General features: G+C 48.7%; 12 protein-coding genes. 4 read left to right on the plus strand and 8 right to left on the minus strand.

The features are described 5' to 3' along the window. Positions 1-146: 146 nt before the first annotated feature. The 4 genes from AC50X8_RS04075 to AC50X8_RS04090 all read right to left on the minus strand — a co-directional run bounded on the left by AC50X8_RS04075 (position 147) and on the right by AC50X8_RS04090 (position 5,390). Positions 147-1,853, minus strand: a complete 1,707-nt coding sequence (locus tag AC50X8_RS04075) for an alpha-amylase family glycosyl hydrolase (RefSeq protein ID WP_494878776.1) — start codon at positions 1,851-1,853, stop codon at positions 147-149. A 4-nt stretch (positions 1,854-1,857) separates the two neighbouring features. Then, on the minus strand, positions 1,858-2,694 hold the full coding sequence (locus tag AC50X8_RS04080) for a sugar ABC transporter permease (RefSeq protein WP_494864851.1): 837 nt from the start codon (positions 2,692-2,694) through the stop codon (positions 1,858-1,860). Further along, a complete protein-coding gene (locus tag AC50X8_RS04085; protein WP_494878778.1) occupies positions 2,691-4,004 on the minus strand; it encodes a carbohydrate ABC transporter permease in 1,314 nt (437 codons plus the stop codon). Before AC50X8_RS04085 ends, AC50X8_RS04080 begins: the two co-directional genes overlap by 4 nt. 78 nt (positions 4,005-4,082) lie before the next feature. Further along, positions 4,083-5,390, minus strand: coding sequence for a maltose ABC transporter substrate-binding protein (locus AC50X8_RS04090; RefSeq protein ID WP_494878781.1), 1,308 nt, complete (start codon positions 5,388-5,390; stop codon positions 4,083-4,085). A 422-nt stretch (positions 5,391-5,812) separates the two neighbouring features. Here AC50X8_RS04090 and AC50X8_RS04095 point away from each other — a divergent pair, with 422 nt between their 5' ends. Further along, entirely contained in the window at positions 5,813-6,844 is a 1,032-nt protein-coding gene (locus tag AC50X8_RS04095; RefSeq protein WP_056030954.1) for a LacI family DNA-binding transcriptional regulator, read from the plus strand. A gap of 572 nt (positions 6,845-7,416) precedes the next feature. On the opposite strand, the gene AC50X8_RS04100 is transcribed toward AC50X8_RS04095, so the two are convergent. Further along, on the minus strand, positions 7,417-8,592 hold the full coding sequence (locus AC50X8_RS04100) for a PstS family phosphate ABC transporter substrate-binding protein (protein WP_494878784.1): 1,176 nt from the start codon (positions 8,590-8,592) through the stop codon (positions 7,417-7,419). 181 nt (positions 8,593-8,773) lie between these two features. On the opposite strand from AC50X8_RS04100, the gene AC50X8_RS04105 reads away from it, so the two are divergent. Both AC50X8_RS04105 and AC50X8_RS04110 read left to right on the plus strand, forming a co-directional pair. Beyond that, positions 8,774-9,385 (plus strand): TVP38/TMEM64 family protein, encoded by a 612-nt coding sequence (locus AC50X8_RS04105; RefSeq protein WP_494878787.1) that lies wholly within the window; start codon positions 8,774-8,776, stop codon positions 9,383-9,385. Positions 9,386-9,620: 235 nt separating this feature from the next. Then, positions 9,621-10,055 (plus strand): Dps family protein, encoded by a 435-nt coding sequence (locus AC50X8_RS04110; RefSeq protein ID WP_056030961.1) that lies wholly within the window; start codon positions 9,621-9,623, stop codon positions 10,053-10,055. A gap of 153 nt (positions 10,056-10,208) precedes the next feature. Here the strand turns inward: AC50X8_RS04110 and AC50X8_RS04115 are convergent, their stop codons facing one another. Beyond that, the gene (locus AC50X8_RS04115; protein ID WP_494864885.1) at positions 10,209-10,838 is read right to left on the minus strand and encodes a fumarylacetoacetate hydrolase family protein; all 630 of its coding nucleotides are present in this window, start codon (positions 10,836-10,838) and stop codon (positions 10,209-10,211) included. A 38-nt stretch (positions 10,839-10,876) separates the two neighbouring features. Further along, positions 10,877-12,874 carry an ABC-F family ATP-binding cassette domain-containing protein gene (locus tag AC50X8_RS04120; protein ID WP_494878789.1) on the minus strand — a complete coding sequence of 666 codons (1,998 nt, stop codon included), beginning with the start codon at positions 12,872-12,874 and terminating at the stop codon, positions 10,877-10,879. Between the two features lie 265 nt (positions 12,875-13,139). On the opposite strand from AC50X8_RS04120, the gene AC50X8_RS04125 reads away from it, so the two are divergent. After that, positions 13,140-13,898, plus strand: a complete 759-nt coding sequence (locus tag AC50X8_RS04125; RefSeq protein ID WP_494878791.1) for an MBL fold metallo-hydrolase — start codon at positions 13,140-13,142, stop codon at positions 13,896-13,898. Between the two features lie 77 nt (positions 13,899-13,975). Here AC50X8_RS04125 and AC50X8_RS04130 read toward each other — a convergent pair whose 3' ends face one another. Further along, positions 13,976-21,208 (minus strand): 5'-nucleotidase C-terminal domain-containing protein, encoded by a 7,233-nt coding sequence (locus AC50X8_RS04130; RefSeq protein WP_494878793.1) that lies wholly within the window; start codon positions 21,206-21,208, stop codon positions 13,976-13,978. Positions 21,209-21,351 lie beyond the last annotated feature (143 nt).

A 21,351-nucleotide genomic window follows, 5' to 3' on the forward strand; every position in this document is an offset into this window, starting at 1 on the left:
CAGCAGGCGTAAGCTTTATTTTTAACCTTAAAAAGGAGAAAGACAGGCAGCAAACTCGCCTGTTTTTCTCCTTTTTCACAGTTTCGCTTCAAGCGCGGTTACGTTTCAAGCAAGGCTGCCTTAAACTCAGCCCCACTCCAGTCGCCTCATTTTACAATAATCACACTGTATGGCGGCAAGCTTATGAGCCCTTCTTGAATCTCCACCTCTTTATGGCTCGCGCGTATCACCTTATCGAATAAGCCGAACGGCTCCTGCTCATGCAGCTCGGCAATCTGCTGCTCATTGGACAAGTTAATAAGCACGAGCACCCGTTCCTTAGCAGTTGCCCTTATATACGAGCTAATCTGCCTCAATGGCGGATCAAGACGATATTCCTCTATGCCGCCGTCCCGCAGAGCCGGCAGCTCATTGCGCCAGCCAATCAGCATTTGATAATGCGCCAGCAGCGATTGTTCGTCGTTGAGCTGTGCTTCCACAGATATTGCATTCGGGTTGGCATTTGAGCTGGAACGTTCCCATGTCGTTTGCCCTTCACCGCCACTTAATGCGGAGTACCAAAGCATCGGCTCGCGAATATGCTCATCTGGCTTCATGCCCTTCATGCCGATTTCTTCCCCATAATAAATGAAGGGATTGCCGGGCAGTGTCAGCAGTAAAGAGGCCGCCGTTTTGGCATGCGCTGCATTTCCGTTCAACAGTGACATCACACGATTTTGATCATGGTTGCTCAGAAAAGGAGCATCAGCAAACGCCCCTCCAGAGGCATCTCCATACAGCTTATAGGCCCGATTCAGGGAAAAAGCAGCATCCGGGTCACTCTCATAACTCGCTGCGCGCAGCAAGCTCCCCGCCAAGTCAAAGTTAAAAGCCGAATCAAATGCCCGATCCAAATAGGGCGCAACAATCGTCACTGAATCCCATACCTCGCCAATGAGAAAGACGCCTGGGTTCACCTTCGCAAGTCCGCTGCGAAATTGCTGCCACCAGCGCTGGTTGTTATTTTTCACAGCATCACGGTTAACCGTCGAAGCAAAATCGCCATAAATATGTTTGGCTGCGTCAAGCCGAAAGCCATCAAGGCCCTGCTCGAGCCAAAACTGCCCAATCTGGATTATCTCGTCCCTTACGGCAGGCTCATCAAAATTCAAATCCGGCATCCCTTCCCAAAAAACACCCAAATAACGGCCGCTCCCGGCAGCGTGCCAAGGATTGCTCCCAACGGCCCCGTCCAACTGCACCCGCTCATCCTGTTCAGCAAAATGATACCAGCTGCGATAAGGGCTTGCAGCATCTGCCACTGCTTCCTTAAACCACGGATGCTCCGTGCTTGTATGGTTTACGACCAAATCCATAATGACCTTAATATTTCGCTCATGTGCCTCTTCCAGAAGCTTGTGCAAATCCTCCATCGTCCCATAATCGGGATTTATCGCATAATAGTCTGTCACATCATAGCCATGATAGCTTGGCGAGGGCTGAATGGGCATAAGCCAAATCCCCCCTATGCCAAGCTGCTTCAAATAATCCAGCTTTGCGGTTACACCGTTCAGATCGCCAATGCCGTCGCCATTCGTATCATAGAACGACCGCACGAATATTTCATAATACACAGTGGAGGGCTGTTCATCCACTTCATAGCTGCCTACTTCTGAGCTGGGCGTGGGGCTGGGGCTGTCGCTGTCACTAGAACTAGAACTAGAACTAGAACTAGAACTAGAACTGGGGCTGGAGCTGAAGCCAGAGTCGGAGCTGCAAGCGGCAACGAGCAACAGCAGCGGCAACAGAATAAGAGCAGCTAGACATGCCTCTTTAACGCTGGCGTACTTTCCATCATCGGCTCTAATCCCCATCGCCTTACCCCTTCGAAGCGCCAGATGTGAGTCCCTGCACGAGAAACCGCTGGAGAAAGATGAAGAGCAGCGTAATCGGTATCGCAATCAGCACGGAGCCAGCAGCGAACATCGTGAAATTGCTATTTTGCAGCGAATTGACCAAATCCCACATTCCCACTGCCACTGTCCAGTTTTCCTTCGTACGCAGCACCAGCCTTGCGAAAATAAAGTCGCCCCATACGCCAGTAAACGAGGTCAGCGCCACGTAGGTGAGCATTGGCTTTGACAGCGGCAGCATGATTTTCGCAAATACCTGCAAATGCGATGCTCCATCGATTCTGGCCGCTTCATCCAAGCTGCGGGGAATCGTATCAAAAAAGCCCTTTACAATAAATCCGCCTAGCGCGGCCCCAGCCGAATAGACGAGAATAAGCGCCATATGCGTATCAAGCAAATTTAATTGCAGCAATATAATGTAGATCGCAATGAGGCTCATAAAGCTCGGAAACATCCCGAGCACCAGCATAACCGTCAATGCTGTCTTGCGTCCGCGAAAGCGGAAACGCGATAAGGCGTACATGCTGAGCGTAACGAGTATCGTCGATAAAATCATCGTGACGACGGCAATTTTCAGCGTATTCAAATACCATGTGCCATATAGATAGGCCTTGCTCGTAAACAGCTCCGCATAATGGACAAGCGTAAATTGTCTGGGCCAAAAATGCTCACTGTACAGCGAGCCCCCCGGACGCAGCGAAGACAACACGACCCATAGCGCCGGATAAATTGCGACTGCCGAGATCAACAGCAGCAGCGCATAGCTCAAGGTTAGACGGACGTTATTTTTCCATTTCCTCATTGGATCATATCCTCCTCTTTGAACGATTTCGAGCGTCGGAAATTCCAGATCGAGAAAATAGCTACGATTAAAAAGATAATAATGCCAACGGCGGAAGCCACATTATATTTATTGTTATCGAGCGTCAGCTTATACAGCCAAGTAATCAGCAGATCGGTCGCCCCGGCAAACTGATAATCACCCTTCGCTGGATTGCCTCCCGTCAGGAGGAAAATCACATTAAAGTTATTAATATTGCCTGCAAACTGCATGATCAAAATCGGCATCGTTGAAAACAAAATAAACGGCATCGTAATAATGCGGAATTTTTGCAGCGTCGACGCCCCATCCACATCAGCAGCCTCGTATAAATCACGCGGAATTGAAGTCAAAATGCCCAGAATAAGCACCATGCTGACAGGTATGCCAATCCACATATTGACGGTAATGACCGTCACCTTGGCCCAGAAAGGATCGGTCAGCCACGGCAGTCCGCCAAGCCCAAAGTAGCCTAAATATTGATTAATCGGCCCGAATTGGCCATTAAACAAATTTTTCATCACCAATAAGGAAATGAGCTGCGGAATCGCATACGGAATAATAAAAATCGTGCGCCACAGCTTCCTGAAGCGAATACCTTTCTGCTCGATTAACAGAGCAACGAGAATTCCGCCAAAATAAGTCGTAACCGTCGCCAGCACGGCCCAAATAATCGTCCAGATTAGCACGCCAACAAATGTGTGGCTCCATGACTTCATTTTCACAAGATCGACAAACGTCTTGAACCCTACCCAATCGACAAGCTTCGCCGGCGGAATATGATCAGGAGCAGAATAGTTTGTAAAAGCGAGCATGACCGTAAATACGATAGGCATAATCGTGAAAAAAAGGACGCCCAGCGCCGGAAACGCCAGCATAAAATAAGGAAAATAAAAGGTCGTAGCATGCTCATACGATTGCCTGAACGTGTTTACAGCCTTCTTCTCATCCCGCAGCTTGCCATTGCGATATGCATCCGCGATATTCCACACGTACACGCCCAGCAGCACAAATACGAGAAATAAAATAATCAACCCGTCCAATATTAAAAAAATCGAGTGGTCGCCCTTGACCATTTGCGCCACTTTGCCAACCTTTACGAATTTCTGCGTCTTCTCTCCTAATGTAACAAGGCCCCAGATCGCCCCACCAAGTCGTGGAGCAATATAGATGCAGCCCGCCACTTCTATCAGCATAAAAAGAATGCCCTTTAACCACTGCCGGTTATAAATTTGTCCTAAACCTTGCAGCACGATCGATAATAGTACAGCAATTGTGCGATGCTGCTTCATTGCGCTCCGGCCTCCCTCCGACTAAAAATCACCCGCCGCTGCTCCTCCGGCGGGTGAAAACAAGCTGTCGCTATCGTTCTATTGATTGGCAATAGCATCTTTAATTTGCGCTACCGAGTTGTCGAGAGTCGCTTTCACATCTTTTCCCCCGTCCCAAATATCAGCGATGCCTGCTGTAATCGGCCCCCATACACTTGCCATTTGCGGGATAGCTGGCATTGGCGTAGAATGCGAAAATTGCTCATAGAAGGCTTTCGTAATTTCATCGTTTTGAATTTTAGGATCCTGAACAGCTTCTAAATTTGCCGGAATCGTGCCGTTCATTTCAAAGTTGCGAAGCTGCGACTCTTTCGTAGACAGGAATCGTGCAAACAGCTTCGACGCATTCGGATATTTCGTAAACGCGTTTACATAATAGCCTTGAACGCCAGAGAAAGAGCTCATCGGCTTCCCGCCAATCGATGGCAGCGGCGCTACGCCAAGATCCATTCCGGCCGCCTTGTAATCCGCGAGTGACCATGGTCCATTAATATCCATCGCCAAGGAGCCTTCGATGAACAGTCCCTTTTTTATATCAAAAGTAATATCTCCTGTATTGAGCGGCAGCAGGCTTTCTTTCAACGAAGCAAGGAACTTGGCGCCCTCGACAGCCGCCTCATTGTTTAGGCCAATGTCCTCTTTATCTGTATTATTACTGCCGAACATATATCCCCCCGTAGTAGCAAGGAAAGCATAATCATAATAAAATTGCTGAAGCTCCCACATAATCGTATATTTATTTTTTTTCGGATCATTAAACGTTTTGCTGAAAGCGATGACCTCGTCAAACGTTTTCGGAGGGGTTGAAACGAGCTTTTTGTTGTAAAGCAGCGCATACGTTTCAACGGAACGGGGATAGCCATATAGGATGTCCTCAAAAGTTACCGCGCTTACTGCATTGGGATCATTTTCGCTTGCCGTTTCTTCTCCGAACCAATCATTCGGCAGCACGAGACCCGCAGAAGCGGCGCGCCCGATCTGATCATGCGGGAATACAACGATGTCCGCTCCCAGCCCTGCCGGCCCATCCGTAGTCAGCTTCGTCACCTGATCGGGATTTTCGACCTCCTCCAGCTTGACTGGAACGCCGTATTGCTCCGTAAACTCTTGCGCTAACGCTTCTACAAAATTGCGCTGGGATTTGCCTTCCCAGATGATGAGACTTGCTCCATCCTCCGGCAGCAGCTCGCCTTCTTCCTCAGTCACCGCATTATTTCCACCAGACTCTGCAGGCGGCGAAGAAGCTTCCGGCGTAATCGCATTATTGCTGCCTTTTCCCGTATTGCCGCATGCCGCCAAAGTAAATACGAGCACACAGACGATTAATACTCCCAACCACTTTTTCATCATTAAAAATCCCCCTCCATAATGTGTTGCCTCTGTTGCACGCCTACCGATACCGATGCTTCAAACGTTTCCTCCTGTTTTGTGCAAACGTTTGTACAAATGATCGTGCGAAAAGTATTCAAGCAGCTTGAAATCAATAAAATAGCTTGAGTCTATTCGATAATTGCGATGTAAGCGCTTGATTAATGAATTCATCATACAATATGGACAAAGGTTTGTTAAAACGTTTGCACAGCTCAAATTGCTGGAATTATCCATTTGTTTCGCTTGTTCACTGCATTTTCCTTCCATTTGCTTATAATTTCATCATTTTTCCACTTTTGTGATGCAGGCGTATTTACTTTTCGATAGCGCTTGCATTAACATGTAACTGTAGTGTTCAAACGATTGCATAGTTCAAGTGACAGGAGCCCGATTAAACGATGGTAACGATAAAAGATATTGCAAAAGCGGCAGGAGTGTCTCCTTCGACCGTTTCAAGAGTCGTCTCCAAGCACCCTCGCATCAGTAAAGAAACCGCAGATAAAGTAAAACGCATTATGGCGGAAATGGGCTATCATCCGAATGCAATGGCTAAAAGCCTCGTCTCCAAGACAACCAATACACTGGCTATTATGCTGCCAAGGCCTGCGGAGGAGCTGTTCCAGGACTTTTTCTTCGGGGAGCTACTGCGGGGCATACTGACCCATTCCACCAGAGCCGGCTATGACATGCTGCTTACCACCGCCACAGGCGAGCATGATGAAATTGAAACGGTATCCCGGCTCGTCCTAGGGCGCCGGGTTGATGGCGTCATTCTTTTATCCGCCCGCGTGAAAGATCCGCTTATTCAATATTTGAATGAGCAGCGATTTCCGAGCGTGCTAATTGGGCGTACAGACGATTCGAATCCGCATATTTTAACGGTCAACAACAATAATGTGCAGGCGGCTTATGATGCGGCCCAGCATTTGATTTTGCAGGGCCATGAGCGAATCGGCTTTGTCAGTGGACCGCGGAATTTGACCGTTTCTTACGACCGAATGGAGGGGTATCGCCAAGCTTTAGCTAACGCTGGGCTGAAGCTGAACTCGGAATGGGTCGTTGAGGGGGAGTTTTTGCAGGAAAGCGGTTTTCGAGCGATGTCTTTTCTGATGGAAATGCCTGATCGCCCTACCGCGCTCATCGTCATTGATGATGTAGTCGCCTTCGGTGTTCTGCGTGGATTAACGGAGCTTGGCTATTCCGTTCCAGACGATATCTGCATCGTAAGCTTTAACAATATCGCCCTCTCAGAGCTTGCCACGCCTCCGATCAGCTCCACCGATATCGGCACTTATCAGCTTGGCTACACCGCCTCGCAGAAGCTTGTCCGCCTCATCCAAGACGAGCCGATTCACCAGTCCAGCACCATTATTCCGCATCGGTTGATCGTCCGGGAATCCTCGATGCATGTTCCTGTAAAGAAGGGCTGAATGAAGGATAAAAAAGCATGATGGCTAGAAAGTGGCACTACCTTAAGCTTTCGACAGAAACCAGCTTATTTGAGCATACGTAGTGAAACTTGTTTTTCCAAGATGGTTAATTCCATTAAAAATTAAGCAGGTTTCATTTTGATTTAAGTGCTGATAGCTGAGCTTGGGGCGCGCACTTTATTTTTGAAGGACAGAGATTCCGCTATTATGGATTTTTATTCGATTTCAGGGTTTAAGCGGACAGGAGATCCGTTATCGCCCTAAAAATCCCGTCAAAATGGGGATGGACAGCGCATTAGCGGCTCCTGTGTCCACGTAATATCCTAAACCCGTGATTCTGTTGAAATAGCGGCTGCTGTGTCCACCAAAGTCTATCTTCCGCAGGGCGGAAGCCACTACAACGAAAATATGAAGCTGCCTTTTCGCACGTAGGATCAAATCCGGATCACATCCATAAGGGGTTTCATTCCTGGTTGATGCGGGAATACGCTTGATGCTAATTCCGATCAGTATCTGGCTCGCTCATGCTCGCATACACGCCCTTGTAATGCCCGTTCGTTACAAAATACATATTACGGATTCAGCGGCGTATACCCCGTTTTCTCAATCAAATATTGCCCCTGCGGCGATAAAATCCAGTCAACAAGCGGCTGTACTTTAGGGTTGTCAGTGCCTGCGGTAATCGCATAAAATGGCGCCGTAAGCGGATATGTACCGTTTCTAATATTCTCGCGGTTCGCTTCCACGCCGTTTATTTTCAGCAAATGGATTTGCTGCTCCTGCACCATTTCGGTGGCGTAGAAAAGGAACGAAAAGCCGATCGCATTTTTATAATTGCGGTAGTTTGCGGTTTGTTTAATGATATCACCCATTCCGGAATTTATATCCTCTTTCGCAGGCTCCATCAGCTGCTTATCCTTCATGATTTTTTGCAGCATCGTCTGGCTGCCGCTATTCTCTCGGCGCTGGAACGGCCGTATCTTCTCATTCACTCCCCCAACCTGCTTCCAGTTCGTCACTTCTCCGGCATATATGCTTTGAATCTGTTCCAGCGTCAAGTCCTGCACCTCATTGCGGCTGTTTACGAAAAAGATAAAAGCCTCATAGCCAATCGGCGTCAGCGCAAGCTCCACACCCGCCGCTTTCGCCTGAGCTTCCTGATCCTTGGACGGTGCAGGTGCAAAAATAAGATCGACATCACCTTCAATTAGACGATTATACGCATCCTCCGTGCCGTTCACCTGAACCTCGCTGTCTTGCTCATAGTAGGAATATTCCTTTTGCTTATATACCGCCTGAACGAATGCCGCATACATCGGATATAGGGCGGTTGAGCCATCCAGATGCGGCAGCTTGCTGCGGATTTTGAGCGTTGCCAGCTCTGGCAGCGATACCACCTTCGTTCCCTCTCGGAAAGGTTCATAATCTCTCATATTTATCGCCTGATCATCGATGATTTTCAGCTTCTCTATGTATTGTTCATAACGCCAGCCGATGACAAATGAAATTGCAATGATTAGAATAGCTGAACCGCACAATGACCAGAAAACCTTTTCTTTTAGCACATCAATATAAGCTAGAAAATAAAAGATACTTATAAGCGCAGAAGCCGTGATGACTAATGCTCCATATATCTTAGAGCCTGTTAAAAAAATGACGACTCCAGAAGTGAGCCAAGTAAAGAACATAATTGGAAAGCTAATAAGTATCGTAGCTAAAATAATCGTACTCCAATCTCTCTCTTTCAACGAATGCTTCCCCTTTTATGCCTCATAGGCTTTTTCCCCTTATTTTAGCGAAAGGCCAGCATCCAGCTAGTACCAAGTTTATGTAGTACTGGCGTTTGCACACTATCCTTTGTTGCACCCGTTACTATGCAAAGGCTAAGATTAAAGAAGTACCGCTTAGGACATGCTAAAGGAGATAGTTATGTTGAAATGGGTTTCCGCCATTATTTATGCTTTACTGCTCGCCACCGTTTTTATATACAAAAACAATCTGCTCGATTGGCTGCAAAATGACACGCCCTCTGTATTTATCGTCTTTCTCGTCGCTCTGTTTCTCGTACTCGTGCCTGTCGTTCCGTTCAAAATCATGATTGCCTTACTCGGTTTTATGTACGGTCCGCTGCTCGGGGCATTGATTAGCTGGCTGGCTGCTTCACTTGCTGCTATCATCGTTTTTTTGCTAGCTCGCTATCTCTTCCGCGAGCAAGGACAAGCTTTCCTCCATAAATTCAGCCAACTGGACAAGCTTCAGGCCACGATGGAAAAACGGCCGTTTCTGACGATTTTGACAGCACGATTAATTCCGATCATTCCGCATATGGTCGTCAATATTTATCCCGCGGTTACTTCTGTACGGCTGCTTCCTTATGCCGTTGCCTCGGCTCTTGGCAAAATCCCGTTTATGCTGCTATTTGCTTATATGGGACAAAATATGTTTAAAGATTGGGCCAGCTTCACCTTATTCGCGGGCGTGTACGCCGCTTTTTTCGCCTTGTCTTATGGCGGATACCGCCTTTGGTTAAAAAGACAATGAAACGCATAAAATAGCCCTGTTTGTTTAGCAGCTTGTTTAAAATAATGCCCGGACGTTTATAGTATGTTATCGGATGAATGCAGTGAGGCGAGCTTGACAAAACGCTTGTTATTTGTAATAATTATAAATAAGTAATTATTATAAATTAAACAACAGCCATTCCAGCCGTTGCGTTCTCGCCAAACAAGCTGCTCTTTACGAAACATAAAATCAGGAAACGAAAGGATGAACGATCATGAAAAAAACACATGAGGTCTTAAATAAACAAATCGCTAACTGGAGTGTCCTTTATATTAAATTGCACAACTTCCATTGGTATGTGAAGGGCTCGCAATTTTTCACCCTGCACGTGAAGTTTCAGGAATTTTATGAAGAGGCCGCTTTGAATGTGGATGAGCTGGCTGAGCGCCTGCTTGCACTGGAAGGCAAGCCTGTCGCAACAATGAAAGAATATATGGAGACGGCTTCCATCAAAGATGCTACAGGCAAAGAAACCGCTACTGCTATGGTTGAGTCTCTTATAACGGACTTCTCGACGATTATCGAGGAGCTCAAAGCCGGCATGTCGATTGCGCAAGAAGCGAATGATGAGACGACAGCCGATATGCTGCTTGCGATTCACACCGCGCTTGAGAAGCATGTATGGATGCTGAAAGCTTTTAACGCTTAATTCAAAAAAAATCAGGCCGCCTAAACGTATAGGCGAACCACATAATTAGCTGTCACAGCCTCTCCCCCAAGGGCAGGCTGCGACGCAAAAAAACCTTCAAACTCTGCGACCTGCGCGGGTTTGAAGGTTTTTTAGTTGCTTGAATCCGACCGATTATTTGAGCTTAATTGAACAGCTAGCCACTTCTTTGCCTTGCCACAATGCCGAGAGTTTGTCGCCATCCTGCAAGGCCGCAACACCTGCTGGCGTTCCGGTAAAAATAAGATCACCGGGCCCAAGTCCGTAGTTGTCATTAATATGCCGGAGCAGCGTGCCAATATCAAACAGCATATCGGAAGAATTGCCATGCTGTGCTTCTTCATTATTGCGAAGCAGCGCAAAATCATGCGCCTTCAGCGCTTCCGCACCAGGATACGGCAGCCATGCGCCAAGGGGAGCGGAGCCTTTGAAGCCTTTGGCCGGAAGCCATGGCTGGCCTTTGGCCTTGATCTTGCTTTGCACATCGCGAAGCGTCATATCAAGCCCCAGCGCTAAACCGTCGATGCATGCATCAGGTTCCATGCCCGGCTCAAGCGCCCGGCCCACTCGCAGCACCAGCTCCAGCTCGAAATGCACCTCGCCTTGATCGCCCGGCAGCTCCACTACGCTGCCATCCATCGGCACAAGCGCATGAGTCGGCTTTGTAAATACCATTGGCGATTCAGGCACCTCATTGCCCAGCTCTAATGCATGCAAACGATAATTCCGCCCAATACAATAAATGTTGCGTACTTCTGAAAACATCTCCATCTCCCTCTCCCGTTTTATAGGCTCGCTTTTAATTAAACCTTCTTCTGAGCAGCAATTTGCTCCGCAAGCTCGTTAAGCTCAGTCCAGCGCTCCATGAGCTGCTCCAGCTTTTCTTCAAGCTGCTGCTGCTCCTCCGATAGCTGCTGAATCAGCACCGAATCGCTGCCGGATTCCTCCATGCGCTGTACAATGTGCGCAAGATCATTTTCAGCCTGCTCAATCCAACCGTCAATTTGCTCAAAATCCTTTTGATCCTTGTAGGACATTTTGAGCGCACGTTCCTTGCCGCCGCCCGTTCCGGCTTTTGCGTTTGATTCCCCCGCCGCACTCTTGCTTCCAGCAGCGCTCGCCGAGCCTGCCCCAGCAGCAGATTTCGTACTTCCGCCCGCCGAGGCGCCACCTGTTGCTGGCGATGTACCAGCCGCCGCCGAGCCATACTTTTCTACAAACTCCTGATATTCGCTATAGTTGCCTGTATGCTGCGTAATGACGCCATCCTCAAAGGATAAAATTTTATCGACTGTCCGGTCAAGGAAGTAACGATCATGGGATACGACGAATACGACGCCCGGAAAATCATCCAAATAATCTTCCAATACGGCCAAAGTCGCAATGTCCAAATCATTCGTCGGCTCATCGAGAAGGAGCACGTTCGGCGCCTTCATCAGCACGCGAAGCAGTTGGAGACGGCGCTTCTCGCCGCCTGACAGCTTGCTGATCAGGCTCCATTGCATCGCAGGAGGGAACAAAAACCGCTCCAGCATTTGCCCTGCTGAAATGAGCGAGCCATCCGCCGTCTTCACCTGCTCCGCACCTTCGCGGATAAATTCAATGACGCGCAGCGACTCGTCCATCTCTTCATGCTCCTGCGAGAACCAGCCGAGATTAACGGTGAGGCCCAGTTCAACTGTACCTTCATCCGGTTGCAGCCTGCCCTCAATCAGCTTAAGCAGCGTAGATTTGCCGCTGCCATTGCGTCCGATAATGCCTACACGGTCCTCCGGTACGGCAATATAGCTGAAATCGCGAATGAGCGTCCGCTCGCCAAAACGTTTCGTCACCTTTTCAAGCTCGACGATTTTGCGTCCGAGGCGAGTCGAGGCAACCGATACATCCATTTTTCCCGCGCTTTGCTTAGGCGCCTGCGCCTTCAAGTCCTCGAAGCGATCAATTCTCGCCTTCTGCTTCGTCGTTCTCGCCTTGGCTCCGCGCCTAATCCAGGCCAGCTCGCTGCGCAGCAGGTTTTTGCGTTTGCTTTCTGTTGCCGCCTCGCGCTCTTCCCGCTCCAGCTTAAGCTCTAGAAAGCGGCTGTAGTTCGCTTCATAGAAATAAGCACGTCCGCCGTCCAGCTCAATAACCCGATTACTGACCCGATCAAGGAAATAGCGATCATGGGTAATCATAAGCAGTGCGCCTTTGCGCTTTTGCAGCATGCCTTCCAGCCAAGCGACCGAATCATTGTCAATATGGTTCGTCGGCTCGTCCAAAATCAAAATGTCCGAAGGCTGGAGCAAAGCCGCCGCCATCGCTACCCGCTTGCGCTGTCCACCGGAAAACGTCTCGACCTTCTCGTCAAAATGAAGAATGCCAAGCTTAGCGAGCGCAATCTTCGCTTCACTCTCCAGCGTCCAAGCGTCGAATTCATCCATCCGCTGGTTCGCTTTAATCAACCTTTGCTGGAGCGCCTCGTCACTTGGATGAAGCTCCAGCGCTTCAAGCGCCTCCACATGCTCGCGCACAGCACGCTGCTGCGGCGAATCGCCGCCGAGCACATGCTCAAGCGCCGTCTCTCCCGGCGCAAACACCGGATCCTGCGACAGCATGCGAATGGTCACCCGATTCCCGATGGAAATGTTACCTGCATCGGCCGGCTCAAGCCCGGCAATCACTTTAAGAAACGTCGATTTGCCCGTTCCATTGACGCCGATAATGCCGATTTTGTCACCCTCCTCGAGACCGAAGGTAACGTCCTCGAACAGCATTTTTTCCCCGTAGCTTTTCGTAATATGTTCGACTGATAATAAATGCATCGCAATAACCTACTTTACATCAGAAATAGTTGTTCCAAGCCAGCTTCTCCTACCATATAACACTTGGAAAAGCCGCCCTTTCCAACTATCATATCATAATCCGCGCCCCTCCACCCCGCTTAGCGGCCACCTCATTTGTATATTGACAAAAATATTTTTATATGGTATAATATAATATTTTATTATTTACACCCCTGTATTTATCCCTTATGATATAAAAGCTTGGCCAAGCACAATCTGAGCTGATGTTGATCGGAGGGATCGTATGCTACTTGCAAAAGGCATTGCCATGCTGGAGATTACAGCTGCCATCATGGGAAAATCCACAACGATTTACCCTACCCTTATTTGGGATAATGATCGCCAAATCCTTATAGACACTGCCCACCCTGGGCAGCTTCCATTGATTCAGGAGGCCGCAGCACAAGAAGGCGTTCTCCTCGAGCAAATAACCGACATCGTACTTACCCATCAAGATATCGATCATATTGGCAGTCTGCCAGCTGTCATTGAGCAGGCTGATTACGCTCCGCGTGTATGGAGCAGCGACATCGAGAAGCCCTACATCGAAGGACGCAAGCGTCTGCTCAAAATAACCGACGAGGCGCTCGCGAACCTCGACCTGATGTTTCCGCCGGAAACGCCCGCTGCATTCCGCGCCGCTTTTCGAAAAATGCTCGAGCATCCGCCCCACGCAAATGTGACAGCGGAGCTGCTGGGCGGCGACAAGCTTGATGTATGCGGCGGCATCAGCATTATTAATACGCCGGGACATACACCCGGACATATCAGCTTATATCATCACGCGAGCCAAACATTAATAGCCGGAGATGCGCTGATCGCAGAAAATGGCAAGCTTGCCCCTCCTGCATTTGCTGCCACGCTCGATTATGGAATGGCGCTGCAATCGCTCAAAGCGCTTGCAGATTACCCCATCCAGCATGTTATTTGCTATCATGGCGGTTTATGCAGCGGTCAGCTTAATGAACAAATTGCTCAAATTTCTGATGGAGCTGCTGTTTAATCAAAACAAAGGCCGTCCCAAAGCAGTGTAAATACTGCCTTGGGACGGCCTCGCTTATTTCATTAACTGCCTTTTACTTATTTGCTTGCTTCAGCGTATTTCGTTGCATTCAGCAGCAAGGTGACAACCTCAGCCCTCGTTGCCTTAGCATTTGGATTGAACTTATTGTTCGCCCCTTGTACAATGCCTGCTTTGGCTGCCGCAGCTACATAAGGAACTGCCCAAGCCGGAATCTCTTTCGCATCGGCAAAATCTACCTTTGCAGCCGGATCAACCGGAAGGTCTAGTGCACGTACCATAATGGCCGTCATTTCAATTCGGGTCAATGGGTTGCTTGGTCGGAACGTATTGTCCGCATAACCGCTAATGAGTCCCGCTTCTAACAGCTGTGCTACGAAGGAGCGTGCCCATACAGGAATTGCATCCGCATCGCGGAAATTCGGCACTGTCGTTGCAGCTTCCAGCTTAAATGCACGGCTTACCATCGTTACAAACTCTGCACGAGTCGCATTCGCCTCTGGACGGAACGTACCGTCGGTGAATCCTTTTACAATTCCTTGCTCTACCGCCTGCTTAATCGACTGCTCTGCCCAATGTCCTGCTACGTCCTTAAGCACAACCGGAGTTGGCGTCGGGCTCGGATCTGGACTCGGGGATACAGAAGGTGTTGGACTCGGGCTAGGTGTGCTTGTTCCCGGATTGCTCGTGCCAGGATTTCCTGTGCCCGGGTTTCCAGAGCCTAACAGATCAGTAATTCTTCCTTGAATACCGATATCTACTGTACCAATTTTCTCCAAATAGTCGTTAAATACTTCGTAATCAACTAAATTCATTTCGTAGAAGCGTCCAGCATCCTTCGCCGCCTTCATAGAAAGGTAGAAGTCACCGCCGTTTGCCATGAATGAGTTTGTCGCTACGATGTAATACGCATTTGGATCAATTGCTACATAATTCCCTTGCTCGTTCAATACTTCTACTTTCACGATTCTTTCACCATTTTGAGTTATAACACCAGTAACGGAGTTATAAATCTCAGGTTTTTTTGTCGAATCGAAGGAGAAGCGCATGCCTGCTACTTGCGGGAATCTACCTTCTTCACTCGTTGGCGTAGATCCGCTGACGCCGTTTTCCAGTGCCGCGGTAATTTCCGCACCTGTCATCTTCAGTGCTGTCAGATTATTGCCAAAAGACATAACCGAAAGCAAATGGCCGAGCGTAATGTCACCCGCCGGAATGGACTGGCGGATACCTCCAGCATTTTGAATTGCAACAAAACCGGCAATGCCTGTTTTGTCGATTAGCGCACTATTTTTCACCTTGTCCAGCATACCGTCCGAAACCAGGTTACCCAAATTTGTTTCCTGTCTGCGAACGTTTTTGCGAAGCCCATCAAGATCGACAATCGTTTTGCCTACTACTGTTTTCGCAATCTCTTTAATTGGGGCCTCGTATTCAGCCAACTTTGCAGCACCATCAGGATCGGCAGCAAATACATATTGGGAATTCACTTGCTGATCCACATTGACCAGCTTGCCGTCCCAAACAACAAGTTCGCCATGGTCATCAAACAACACATCCAGCTTGCCCAGATACACGCCATACTCACCTGTTTGCACGATAAGCGTAGCTGCTGCATCAGCTGTTTTACGGTACACGGTTGGTTCATCCAGCTTCGTATGTGAGTGACCGCCGATGATAATATCCAGACCCTCCACACTTGCTGCAAGCTTCTGATCCTCTGTGTAGCCTAGATGCGACAGGGCAATAATTTTATTGACTCCCGCTTGCTCAAGAGCTGTGATCGTTGCTTGCGCGCTCGCTACCGCATCCTTGAAGGTAACTTTGCCCGGCGATGCAAGCAATACTGTATCCGGCGTCGTCAGACCGAAAATACCAACCTTCTGGCCATCGATCTCTTTAATGATAGCCGGAGATATTTTACCGTTCTCCGAGTCATCCGATATCGTCTTAATTCCTTGCGAGAACAGGGAGCCCAATTCAGCCTCGCCGCTAAAATCAACGTTTGCGCTAACGAAAGGAAATTCTGCACCGGATATGAACGCAGCCAGCGTTGCCGCATCCTTGTCAAACTCATGATTTCCAAAAGTCATAGCGTCATAACCCATTTGGTTCATAAACCATTGATCCGCCAGCCCTTTGAATTGGTTGAAGTAAAGCGTGCCCGAGAACACATCACCTGCGTCTACCAGTAGAGTATTATCATTTTTCATCTGGTCGACAGCTGTCATGCGGCGCGGCGCGTTGTCAAGATGGGCATGGGTATCATTAGTATGCAGTACGCGCAGATCAAATGCGCCTTGCACATCAGTAATACGTCCCTCTACACCAATGTTAACCGTACCGATTTTCGTCAAGTATTCATTAAATACTTCATAGTCTACAAGGTTCATTTCATAGAAGCGTCCAGCATCCTTGGCTGCCTTCATCGACAGGTAGAAGTCGCCACCGTTTGCCATGAAGGAATTGGTCGCTACGATATAATAGGCATTTTCGTCGATATCCGTATAAACGCCCTTATCGTTCAGTACTTGAACCTTCATAACCCGCTTACCTACTTGCGTGATTTCACCTGTCACCGAATTATAAATCTCCGGCTGCTTCGTCATATCATAGTAGAAGCGCATGCCCGCTACTTGCGGGAATCTACCTTCTTCACTCGTTGGTGTAGATCCGCTGACGCCGTTTTCTAGTGCCGAAGTAATTTCCGCACCCGTCATCTTCAGCGCCGTCAGATTGTTACCAAAAGACATAACCGAAAGCAAATTGCCGAGCGTAATGTCACCTGCCGGAATGGACTGGCGGATACCTCCAGCATTCTGAATTGCAACAAAACCAGCAATGCCTGTTTTGTCGATTAGCGCACTATTTTTCACCTTGTCCAGCATACCGTCCGAAACCAGGTTACCCAGATTTGTTTCCTGTCTGCGGACGTTTTTACGAAGCCCATCGAGATCGACAATCGTTTTGCCTACTACTGTTTTCGCAATCTCTTTAATTGGGGCCTCGTATTCAAGCAGCTTGGCTGCCGCCACAGAATCGGCAGCAAATACATATTGGGAATTCACCTGTTGATCCACATTGACCAGCTTGCCAGCCCAAACGGTAAGTTTGCCAGCCGCATCAAACTTAACGTCCAGTTGGCCTAAATTCACACCGTATTCACCAGTCTGCACAATCAGCGTCGCCGCTGCATTGGCATCCTTGCGGTAAACAGTCGGTTCATCCAGCTTCGTATGGGAGTGGCCGCCGACAATAATATCAATGCCGTCTACCGCAGCCGCAAGCTTTTGATCCTCGGTATAACCAATATGCGACAAAGCAATAATTTTGTTGATGCCCATTGACTCCAGCTGAGCAACCGTTGCTTCTGCGCTTGCTTTAACATCATTAAACTTCACACCGCCAGGTGAAGCAAGAAGCGCTGTATCCGGTGTCGTCAAACCGAAAATACCAATTTTCTCGCCATCCACCTCTTTAATGATAGCCGGATAGATGTTAGCATCATTCGCCGTACCATTCACTTGCGGAATGCTGTTGACGAACTGACTACTAAGCTCCGCTTCGCCGCTGAAATTCACATTCGCACTTACGAATGGAAAATTCGCACCTCTAACGAAAGCAGCAAGCGTCGCCGCATCTTTATCAAACTCATGATTGCCGAATGTCATCGCATCGTACTTCAAGTAATTCATAAGCCATAGATCAGCAAGACCCTTGAACTGATTGAAATAGAGCGTACCCGAGAATACATCGCCCGCATCCAGCAGCAGTGTGTTTTTATCGCGCAAGCTATTGATTGCCGTTGCACGGCGAGCCATATTGTCGAGATGCGCATGCGTATCGTTTGTGTGCAGCACACGCAGCGAGAGGCTATCATCATCCACGGATGGCTTGCTGCCAAGATCAAGCTGGGCAAGCAGCGGATCATGGTCACTCACGCGTCCCATTGAATCTGTATAGTCTGCATTGACATGGACAACTTCTATATTGGAATAGTCTTTCAGAGCATCATTAACCAGAATGTGGTCAAGCGTCTGGGAGTTGCCATCGTAAATATAAGAATAACGATCCTTCTCCGGCATTGTCTCAACCAGATTAGTCAGAGCGTCCTTCTTCAAAATATCAAGCGTCTTCGAAAACTGGAAGTCATTCAAATCGCCTAATACCGCAACGTTCACATTAGGATCGCTAGCCACAAGCTGCGATACGAAGGAATTTACGATTCCAGCTTGCAGAGCACGCTGTGTTTCACTGCTGCGGATAACCGGCTGGATCGTTCCCCAAGGAAGGCCGTCCCCGCCTTTGGAATTAAAGTGATTTGCAATGACTACAACGCGTTTGCCTTGGAAATTAAATTCAGCGGCAAGCGGTTTGCGCGAAGCATTAAAGGCTGTATCCGTCGGGCTGATTCGGCCCGGGTTCACAGACAGGCTGCCATCGCCTTTCACCTGTACAGCAGTTGTCGAGTCGCCTTTCGTTCCAGTCGCAAGTGTTACACGCGCTGTATTGTACAAGTACCCTACGCGGATATTTCCGCCCGGAGCTCCGCCATCAAGCCCATCTACCGGAGCAATGTCCGTATAAGCATAAGTCGGGCCGCCTTTGGCAACAACAGCGTCGATTAACGCTTGGAAGCTTTGGCTCGCATCCGTAACGCCATTGTTTGTTTCGCCATTATTATCCTGAACCTCCATAAGCCCAATAATGTCAGGCGTTTTGAGGTTGTTTACAATAATGCCGCCGATTTTTGCAGCTTTAGCCGTTTGGCTGCTGCTGAAATTTTCTACGTTGAACGTTGCAATTGTCAGCTTGTCAGCCGCAGCTACCGTGGACGCAACACCCTGCGCACGGGAAGAATACGTAATAGCTGGCAATGAGCCATCCGGAATGAGCTTGAATAAATTGCTCGTATAATTCAGTACACCTGTAATCGGGCCATTAAATTGGTCGCCTGTTTTAATATCCTGGCCAGCCGGCTTAGCCGCAATATACATTTTCTGCGGATTCAGGCTGCTGTCGAATGGCTGCGTGCCATCACCTGTAAGCACAATGCCGCCTGCATCGGTTTTAATCGGATTGTTAGCACCATTGTCGAAAGTCACTGGCGTAACCGAGTTGGCATAAGGGCCAGTAATGCGGGCATCATTCAACTGGATGCGCATGCCTTCCAGGCTTTTGAAGAAATCAATCGCATCGCCATCGGGATTAAATGCTCCAAAGCTGTCGGTATCAATGGCGTTCGGTACGATACGTCCATTTGTACCAATAACAATTGGCGCAGGCAATGTCTGCGAAGGAAGTCCCTTCGTAACATTTGTAGCGGTAATTTGCGTAACTGTCAGAGCCGGGCTCGTGCCATATTCGACAACAGTGCCATCTACCGTGACCGCATCTCCTACGGCAACGCCGTGAGCCGCTTTATACACTTGGATCGCTTCTGAAGTAGCAGGATCGCTATCGATGCTGCTATCTGGCTCCTGCATGTAGAAGCTGCTTGCGCTTACCGATGTAACGATACCGGAAACATTGGTTACCGCTACATTTTCATAAATAGAACGATGGGTTTTGCCTTGAATCGTATGAATTTTGATGCCGTTTGTGTTTTGCAGCACCGTATACTCGAATGTATATACAGAGCTCGTGTCGGCACCCGCCACTACGATTGCTTTAATCGTTGTATCTGCATTAATGACAATTGGCGCACTGTAGACTGCGCTTGCCGCTGTCGGCGTAGTGCCATCCGTTGTAAAATGAATGACGCCGCCATCCATCAGCGTGCTGAGCGCAACCGTTCCGCCCGTGGCAATACCGCCAGAAGGTACGCTGGCATTTACAGACAGCTTGCGCTCTACGATATCGGAAGAGTTTCTTGGAACAAGCTCCATACCGACACCCGTGTAATACGTCATTACGCCAGTTACTTGCTCAAACGTTTTGTTCAGAGCAAACGCCGCATCCGAGGAATAAATTGCAATTTCCTGGCTGCTGGCAGCATCCGTCGCATAAAACACGCCGCTTGCCGCACGTTTGATTGTAATATCATTGATTTGCACCAGACGGCCTTCGGACAAATTGCGAACCGCATCACCCGTGCCAAAAGCCGTTGAAGTAATGACCGTTGGCCCAGGAACCGCACCCTGACCGTTAACTGTCACATAACCGCCTGTTACCAGATCCGTGTCCAGCTGCAGCATGCCATTGTACAGCGAGGTTTGACCGTAAACTTCAATGTCATCGCCTGGCTGCGCACCTGAATCCGCGCCTCTAACAACGACAGCAGAAGTGGCATCCTGAACAAACAGATTTACTTTGCCGCCAGATTCTGTGCGATGGGAAACTGTCCCATGCGTCACAAGCTTAGAGCCTACTGCCGCGCTTCGCACATCCGAAATCGCAACCGGTGTAAGGTTCGCAAGCGTATAGGCAAATTCAGTCAGGCCGCTAATCGTGCCTTCTGCATTTTTCACATACGCATGAATGGTCATTGGAGCTGTAACTTCGATAGGCGAAGCATAAGCTGCAAAATTTTCCGGAGCAACCGGCGCATCCGGGCTGTAGACGCTGTAATAAACGCTGTATCCAACCGTTGCTGTAGACAAGGTTACATATGTTCCTGCTGGAACCTCGCCCGCCGCTGGACTAGCCGTTACGCTTGCAACCGCGCCGTAAGAAGAATTTCTAGGGCTTGGAGCAGCTACTGTAAAGTCGGCGTTATTGTTATCCGTATCCAGCGCGCGGTCACCCGGATTTAGCGCTTTGCGGATAGCTGCTAATGCAGCACCCAAATCGCCAGTTGGAGCACCTTCTCCACCAGTCGCTGTTGAACCGTAAGCAACTAGATCAATCACTGCGCTGCTTGCATTAAGCAGCCTAACTTTACCAGCGGTACCACCCATATTAAGCGTACCAATTGCATCTGGCGATTCCAGATCAGCAGCCGTCGTGCTTGCTCCCGCCGCCTCTTGAATAAGGAAGTAGCCTTTAGCGGCAATTGTTCCGCTTAAATTGTGTATATTCGCTGTAAAAGCTCCTGCAGCCGAAGCATATTGCACACTCCAGCCTGCGAGGGAAATCGGTGAATCGGTTGGATTGTATAATTCTATAAAGTCCTGTTTGAGTGGCGCGCCTCCATTGCCGCCGCCCCCATACACTTGTGAAATGACAATGTTGTCATTGCTTACAGCCGCTTGCACAGGTGCACCAAAACCACCCAATATCGTTCCTACAAGCAAAATAGCAGCCAAAAACAGGCTTACTGGCCGCTTAAACGCCTGAAACTTTCGCCTCATAGACAATCTCTCCTTTTTTCCTAGGTTAATTCCATAGATAGTTCTTTTTTCTCACATACATGTGACATTAAGATCATTTCGTCGATAATTGTTGTCATTTCGTGCAATAAATCAGATGAAAATAAGAAAAACCCACAATTAGT

The organism is Paenibacillus sp. JT22N15, assembly GCF_059383755.1.

Excerpts from the sequence above, each read along its gene's own strand:
- AC50X8_RS04075 (WP_494878776.1), bottom strand. The coding sequence starts at position 1,853 with ATGGGGATTAGAGCCGATGATGGAAAGTACGCCAGCGTTAAAGAGGCA.
- AC50X8_RS04080 (WP_494864851.1), bottom strand. The coding sequence starts at position 2,694 with ATGAGGAAATGGAAAAATAACGTCCGTCTAACCTTGAGCTATGCGCTG.
- AC50X8_RS04085 (WP_494878778.1), bottom strand. The coding sequence starts at position 4,004 with ATGAAGCAGCATCGCACAATTGCTGTACTATTATCGATCGTGCTGCAA.
- AC50X8_RS04090 (WP_494878781.1), bottom strand. The coding sequence starts at position 5,390 with ATGAAAAAGTGGTTGGGAGTATTAATCGTCTGTGTGCTCGTATTTACT.
- AC50X8_RS04095 (WP_056030954.1), top strand. The coding sequence starts at position 5,813 with ATGGTAACGATAAAAGATATTGCAAAAGCGGCAGGAGTGTCTCCTTCG.
- AC50X8_RS04105 (WP_494878787.1), top strand. The coding sequence starts at position 8,774 with ATGTTGAAATGGGTTTCCGCCATTATTTATGCTTTACTGCTCGCCACC.
- AC50X8_RS04110 (WP_056030961.1), top strand. The coding sequence starts at position 9,621 with ATGAAAAAAACACATGAGGTCTTAAATAAACAAATCGCTAACTGGAGT.
- AC50X8_RS04115 (WP_494864885.1), bottom strand. The coding sequence starts at position 10,838 with ATGTTTTCAGAAGTACGCAACATTTATTGTATTGGGCGGAATTATCGT.
- AC50X8_RS04120 (WP_494878789.1), bottom strand. The coding sequence starts at position 12,874 with ATGCATTTATTATCAGTCGAACATATTACGAAAAGCTACGGGGAAAAA.
- AC50X8_RS04125 (WP_494878791.1), top strand. The coding sequence starts at position 13,140 with ATGCTACTTGCAAAAGGCATTGCCATGCTGGAGATTACAGCTGCCATC.
- AC50X8_RS04130 (WP_494878793.1), bottom strand. The coding sequence starts at position 21,208 with ATGAGGCGAAAGTTTCAGGCGTTTAAGCGGCCAGTAAGCCTGTTTTTG.